Here is a 6,058-nt window from a genome sequence, read left to right as displayed (position 1 = left end):
ATCATAAGTGTCTTTTTTGTTTATATATTTGTCTGATTTAATTATACAATTCAGGTTATAAAATAATGATAGTAAAAGTATAAAAGAATATTACTAAAGATAATAATAAATATGATATAATAAAATTTACTTAAAATACGAAATTATAACAAAGGAAGGTATCAGTAAATGAAGTGGACAGAAATAACAATAAAAACGACGACAGAAGCTGTAGAAGCTGTAACAAATATATTATATGAACAAAATGTAGGCGGAGTATCAATAGAAGATCCTAAAGATTTTAAATTCCAAAAGAAAAATGAATATGATTGGGATTTTGTAGAAGAAGAAATATTTAACAGTGGATATTATGGAGTTATAATAAAAACTTACATAACAGAAGAAAGAGATGTAACTGAAGATATAAATTTAATAAAAGAGAAAATAGATGGATTAAAAGAATTTGGTATAGACGTAGGAGACGCTATAGTAGAAATATCTCAAGTTGATGAAGAAGACTGGGCAAATGAATGGAAAAATTATTACAAGCCAACAAAAGTAGGTGAAAAAGTTGTAGTTAAGCCAACTTGGGAAGAATATGAAGCTAAAGAAGGAGACTTAATAATAGAATTAGACCCAGGTATGGCATTTGGTACAGGTACACATGAAACAACTAGTATGTGTATACAACAATTAGAAAAGTATGTTAAACAAGATTCTAAAGTATTTGATATAGGTTGTGGTAGTGGAATACTTGCTATAGCAGCAGCAAAGCTTGGTGCTAATGATGTATTAGCAGTAGATTTAGATGAGGTAGCTGTTAAAGTATCTAAAGAAAATATAGAATTAAATAAAGTAGAAGATAAGGTTAAAGCATTACACGGAAATCTTATGGAAGTTGTAAGTGATAAAGCTGATATAGTTGTAGCAAATATAATAGCAGATATAATAAAAATATTAGCTAAAGATATTAAAAACTTTATGAAAGATGATGCAGTATTTATATCGTCAGGAATAATACATGCTAAAGTTGATGAAGTTAAAGCATCTTTAGAAGAAAATGGACTTGAGATTATAGAAGTACAATCTTTAGGTGAATGGAATGCTATAGTTTCTAAAATTAAGTAGGTGATTTTATGGATAGATTTTTCGTACAAAAACAAAATATTAATTTAGAAACTAATACTTGTATCATTGAAGGTGAAGATGTAAAGCATATTTCTAAGGTACTTAGATGCAAAATTGGAGAAGAGTTAGAAATTTGTGATAATGATAATAACGAGTATATATGTGAGATAACTGATATAGATAAGTCTTTTGTAAGCTTAAATATATTAGAAAAGGTTGATATAAAAAGAGAATCAGGTCTAAAAATAAAAGTATATCAAGGTCTTCCTAAAGGTCCTAAAATGGAAATGATACTTCAAAAACTTACAGAAGTTGGAGTACATGAAATAGTATTGGTACAAACTAAAAGAAGTGTATCAAAAGTAGATGACAAAAAAGAAGATAAAAAGCTTGAAAGATGGGAACGTATAATATACGAGGCTGCAAAACAAAGTAAAAGAGGAAAAATACCTAAGTTAAGAGGTATTTTAAGTTTTAAAGATGCTCTGGAAGATATGAAAAATAATGATTTAAATATAGCACCTTATGAAAATGAGAGAACAAAATCGATTAAACAAGCGATAAAAGGTGTAAATATAAATACTATGGGTATCTTTGTTGGTCCAGAAGGTGGATTTGAAGAAAGTGAAATAGAAGCTATAGAAGAAATTAGTGGAAAATCAGTATCTTTAGGACCTAGAATTTTAAGAACTGAAACGGCATCACTTGTAGCTTCATCTATAGTATTATATGAATTAAGCGACTTAGGAGGCGACGAATAAATGAAAAAGGTAGCTTTTTACACATTAGGATGTAAAGTAAACCAATATGAAACTGAGGCTATGCTTGAGATGTTCAAAAAAGAAGGTTACACTCAAGTTGATAGTGAAGATTTTGCAGATGTTTATGTAATAAATACTTGTACAGTAACTCATATGAGTGATAGAAAATCACGTCAATATATAAGAAGAATGAAAAAGAAAAATCCTAATGCTATAATAGCTGTTGTAGGATGTTATTCTCAGGTTTCACCAGAGGAAATACTTGATATAGAAGAAGTAAACTTAGTTATGGGAACTAATGAGAGAAGACAAATAGTAGAAGAAATCAAAAAAATTGATGCAACTAATAAAGTAAGTACAGTTGATGACATAATGAAGGTTAGAGCTTTTGAAGAAATAGAAATAAGTCAAACAAATGGAAGAACTAGAGCATTTATAAAAATTCAAGATGGATGCGATAGATTCTGTACTTATTGTATAATACCTTATGCAAGAGGTGGAAAAGTAAGAAGTAGAGATTTAGAAAGTATAGTGTCAGAAGTTGAAAAGTTAGTTTTAAATGGATACAAAGAAGTTGTTTTAACAGGTATACATGTTGCATCTTACGGAAAAGATGTAAGAGATGAAAATATCAACTTATTAACTGTAATTAAAGCTATAAATGAAATAAATGGAATTGAAAGAATAAGATTAAGTTCAGTTGAACCAGTATTATTTACAGATGAATTTGTAAATGAAGTTTCTAAAATGGAAAAAGTATGTCCTCATTATCATTTATCACTACAAAGTGGATGTGATGAAACGTTAAAGAGAATGAATAGAAGATATACTACAAAAGAATACAAGGAAATAGTAGATAGATTAAGAGAAAATATACCTAATGTAGCAATAACTACTGATGTAATAGTAGGATTCCCTGGGGAAACTAATGATGAATTCAATAAAACATATGAATTCTTAAAAGAAATAGAATTATCACAAATGCATGTGTTTAAGTATTCGCCAAGAAAAGGTACTCCAGCAGCTACTATGGAAAATCAAATAGATCCACAAATGAAACAATTTAGAAGTGAAAAACTTTTAAATTTAAATAAAGAAAACTTCAATAAATTTGCAGGTAAGTTTATTGGACAAGAAATAGATGTTTTATTTGAACAAAGTATAGCAGAAAATACTTACGAAGGATTAACTCCTAACTATATAAGAGTTATAGTTAAAAGTGACAGAGAGATACATGGAGAAATCTTAAAAGTTAAGTTAACAGATATAAAAGATGAATATGTAGAAGGAACTTTAGTATAATCTGTAGAAATAACTACTTTTAAGTGATGAATGTATCTATATATAAAGCACTGATATATCGATGCAAAAAGATCGAAGAAAAATTTTATATAGAAGGAGGTGTATTTTAGTGAGTTGTATATTTTGCAAAATAATAAGTGGAGAGATACCATCTAGCAAAGTTTATGAAGATGATAAAGTACTAGCTTTTAATGATATAAATCCAGTTGCACCATATCATATATTAGTTATACCTAAGAAACATTATGAAAGTATAATTGATGTACCAGAAAATGAAATGGATATAATAGCACATATTCATAATGTTATGAATAAGATAGCTAGAGATAAAGGTTTTGATAAAACAGGATTTAGAATCATAAATAACTGTGGACATGATGGAGGACAAGAGGTTAAACATATTCATTATCATGTACTAGCAGGTAAAAAATTACCTTTATATGAAGCTATGGAAAAATAAACTAGTTAAAAATAGTACCTTCTTAGTGAAAAATACTTGAAAAAAAAATAAAATTAGTTTATAATAAACAAAGTGTGAGATTGTAATGCATCTTTTGCAGAATAATCGTTACAGTCCTAAGCATAATTCGCGCTATCGGAGGGAGGGAAAAAGAAATGTCAGAAGTAAGAGTAAGAGAAAATGAAACATTAGACAGCGCTTTAAGAAGATTCAAGCGTCAATGTGCTATGTCTGGCATCATGTCTGAAGTTAGAAAAAGAGAGCACTATGATAAGCCAAGCGTTAGACGTAAGAAGAAAGCAGAAGCAGCAAGAAGAAAAAACGCTAAGAAATAGTAATATATAACAAAGAGGTGAAGGGAATGTCCCTTAAAGAAAAGTTACAAGAAGATTTAAAGTCTTCAATGAAGAACAAGGATACAGTAAGGAAATCTGTAGTAACTTTAATAAGAGCTTCTATAAAGCAATATGAAGTTGACAATAGAGTTGAACTTGATGACGAAGGAATTATAGATATAATATCTAAGCAATTAAAGCAACGTAGAGATGCTTTAGATGAATTCGCCAAAGCTAATAGAGAAGACTTAATAAGTGAAACAGAGGCTGAAATCAAAGTTTTAAAAGAGTACCTACCTCAACAGTTAAGCGAAGAAGAGCTAAATGAAATAGTAAAACTTACTATATCTGAAGTTGGAGCAACTTCAATGAAGGATATGGGAAAAATAATGTCAGTTATAAGACCTAAAGTAAAAGGTAGAGCTGATGGTAAACTAATAAATGAGTTAGTTAAAGCTAACTTACAATAGATTAAAAGCCTAGAGATATCTCTAGGCTTTTTTACTTATAATAAATAAAAGTTGTAATAATAGCATAGTCTTGTACATATTTATTAACTAAATGAGATTTAAAAGAGGGGGAGAAAGAATTGATTATATCAATTAAAGAGGTTAGAAATTTTATAATAAGTATATTAATACCTTTGATAGTAGGTTATTTAAGTAACGTTTTATCACGTTTATTATCAGGTATATCAACATCTACATATTACTCACAGTTAATAAAGCCAAGCTTTGCACCACCAAGCTTTATATTTCCTATAGTTTGGACAATATTATATGTGCTTATGGGTATATCTGCATATAAAATTTTAAAAAAAGGATATGATTTATCTAAAGTAAAGGATGCAATGTTTTACTACTGGTTACAACTTGCTTTAAACTTTGTATGGAGCATACTATTTTTTGGACTAGAATTAAGATTTACGGCTTTAGTTACTATAGTATTGCTAATAATAGTTGTTTCGATTATGATGTATAAATTTTCTAAGATAGATAAAAAAGCAATGTATCTTAATATAGGATATTTAATATGGCTATTTTATGCTTCATTTTTAAATTATTTTATATGGATGATAAATAGATAAATTTAAAATATAATAAATTAGGATTATTTAATTTATTTATATAAGATAAAATACTGAGAATAAATCCTCAGTATTTTTAAATATTAATGTGATACAAATTTATTTAATTATAGTAATGATGAAAATCTTAAATCAAATATATCTCTTGTATAATTCTTGAGTTAACATCTATAGATACATAAAGACACTTTTCTATATTTCTATTATTATAATTATATTTAAACTTATATGATTCAATATTATTTTTATAATATGACGAATTTATATAATTTTCATCGTAAAATAAATTATTAAACTCTCCTTTAAATTTTTCTTCTAAATACATATCAACAGCTAGTTTGCTATCTACTTTATTTAAAGGTGGAGATATACTTAGAATACTTTCATTAACTTGGTATATATAAAATACAATTAAAGATTTGTCATATACACGTACTTTAAAACTTCTATCATTAGATTTAAAGAAGAATTGATAAAATTTGTTTTCAGGATTATTTTCAAAGAATATTTCATAATATTCATCAATAATTAAGTTTTCAACCAAGTAATAATCAAAGAATATATATATAGCTTCTATACAAATATCTCTAATTAATTCAATTTTATTTTCTTTATTAGAAAAATCTAAAGTAGGAGAACTTAAGATATTGAAAAATGTAGAAAAATGATTATTAGAGTTTAAGCTTAAAATATCAGATTTTTCACTTTTTAAATTAAAAGAATTATTAGAAGATAAGGGACAAAAGCAGTGAATGTAAGAAATTAAATCGAAATAACTATTATACAATCCTTGGAATAACTTGTTATAACAAGAATTAGAATATTGTTTTTTTAGTACATCAACTCTAGTTAATAGATTTAAACTATATTCTAAAAGTGTATTTAAATTATTTTGAGGGTTTCTATCTAATTTTATACTGGGGGTATCTTTAATTAATAAATCATCGTTATAAGTACGTTTGTATAAATTGCATATAACTTTTATATTTTTTAAGTTTTCTTTTTT

8 protein-coding genes are annotated in these 6,058 nt (G+C 26.8%); 7 read left to right on the top strand and 1 reads right to left on the bottom strand.

What is annotated here, in order from left to right:
* The first annotated feature begins 168 nt into the window (after positions 1-168).
* From prmA to Q5F54_RS09685, 7 genes are all read left to right on the top strand, one after another.
* On the top strand, positions 169-1,107 hold the full coding sequence (gene prmA, locus Q5F54_RS09715) for a 50S ribosomal protein L11 methyltransferase (RefSeq protein ID WP_281537278.1): 939 nt from the start codon (positions 169-171) through the stop codon (positions 1,105-1,107).
* Between the two features lie 8 nt (positions 1,108-1,115).
* Entirely contained in the window at positions 1,116-1,868 is a 753-nt protein-coding gene (locus Q5F54_RS09710; RefSeq protein WP_281537277.1) for a 16S rRNA (uracil(1498)-N(3))-methyltransferase, read from the top strand.
* The gene (mtaB, locus tag Q5F54_RS09705; RefSeq protein ID WP_071121216.1) at positions 1,869-3,170 is read left to right on the top strand and encodes a tRNA (N(6)-L-threonylcarbamoyladenosine(37)-C(2))-methylthiotransferase MtaB; all 1,302 of its coding nucleotides are present in this window, start codon (positions 1,869-1,871) and stop codon (positions 3,168-3,170) included.
* A gap of 109 nt (positions 3,171-3,279) precedes the next feature.
* Positions 3,280-3,630, top strand: coding sequence for a histidine triad nucleotide-binding protein (locus tag Q5F54_RS09700; RefSeq protein ID WP_071121215.1), 351 nt, complete (start codon positions 3,280-3,282; stop codon positions 3,628-3,630).
* Between the two features lie 155 nt (positions 3,631-3,785).
* Positions 3,786-3,965: a 30S ribosomal protein S21 gene (gene rpsU, locus Q5F54_RS09695; RefSeq protein ID WP_071121214.1), complete on the top strand. Its 180-nt coding sequence runs from the start codon at positions 3,786-3,788 to the stop codon at positions 3,963-3,965.
* A gap of 26 nt (positions 3,966-3,991) precedes the next feature.
* Positions 3,992-4,435: a GatB/YqeY domain-containing protein gene (locus Q5F54_RS09690; RefSeq protein ID WP_071121213.1), complete on the top strand. Its 444-nt coding sequence runs from the start codon at positions 3,992-3,994 to the stop codon at positions 4,433-4,435.
* A gap of 119 nt (positions 4,436-4,554) precedes the next feature.
* Complete coding sequence (locus Q5F54_RS09685) at positions 4,555-5,052, top strand: TspO/MBR family protein (protein WP_281537276.1); 498 nt, start codon at positions 4,555-4,557, stop codon at positions 5,050-5,052.
* A gap of 127 nt (positions 5,053-5,179) precedes the next feature.
* Here Q5F54_RS09685 and Q5F54_RS09680 read toward each other — a convergent pair.
* Positions 5,180-6,058, bottom strand: an 879-nt coding sequence (locus Q5F54_RS09680; RefSeq protein WP_302334327.1) for a hypothetical protein, incomplete at its 5' end; no start/stop codon positions are given.

It is taken from the genome of uncultured Romboutsia sp. (assembly GCF_958366745.1).
GTDB lineage: Bacteria > Bacillota > Clostridia > Peptostreptococcales > Peptostreptococcaceae > Romboutsia > Romboutsia timonensis.
The sequence above is the reverse complement of the archived record's forward strand: the minus strand, read 5'-3'. Positions and strand labels throughout refer to the sequence as shown.

What these genes read in the sequence shown, in the direction of transcription:
- prmA (WP_281537278.1), top strand. Translation starts at nt 169, where the DNA reads ATGAAGTGGACAGAAATAACAATAAAAACGACGACAGAAGCTGTAGAA.
- Q5F54_RS09710 (WP_281537277.1), top strand. Translation starts at nt 1,116, where the DNA reads ATGGATAGATTTTTCGTACAAAAACAAAATATTAATTTAGAAACTAAT.
- Q5F54_RS09690 (WP_071121213.1), top strand. Translation starts at nt 3,992, where the DNA reads ATGTCCCTTAAAGAAAAGTTACAAGAAGATTTAAAGTCTTCAATGAAG.
- rpsU (WP_071121214.1), top strand. Translation starts at nt 3,786, where the DNA reads ATGTCAGAAGTAAGAGTAAGAGAAAATGAAACATTAGACAGCGCTTTA.
- mtaB (WP_071121216.1), top strand. Translation starts at nt 1,869, where the DNA reads ATGAAAAAGGTAGCTTTTTACACATTAGGATGTAAAGTAAACCAATAT.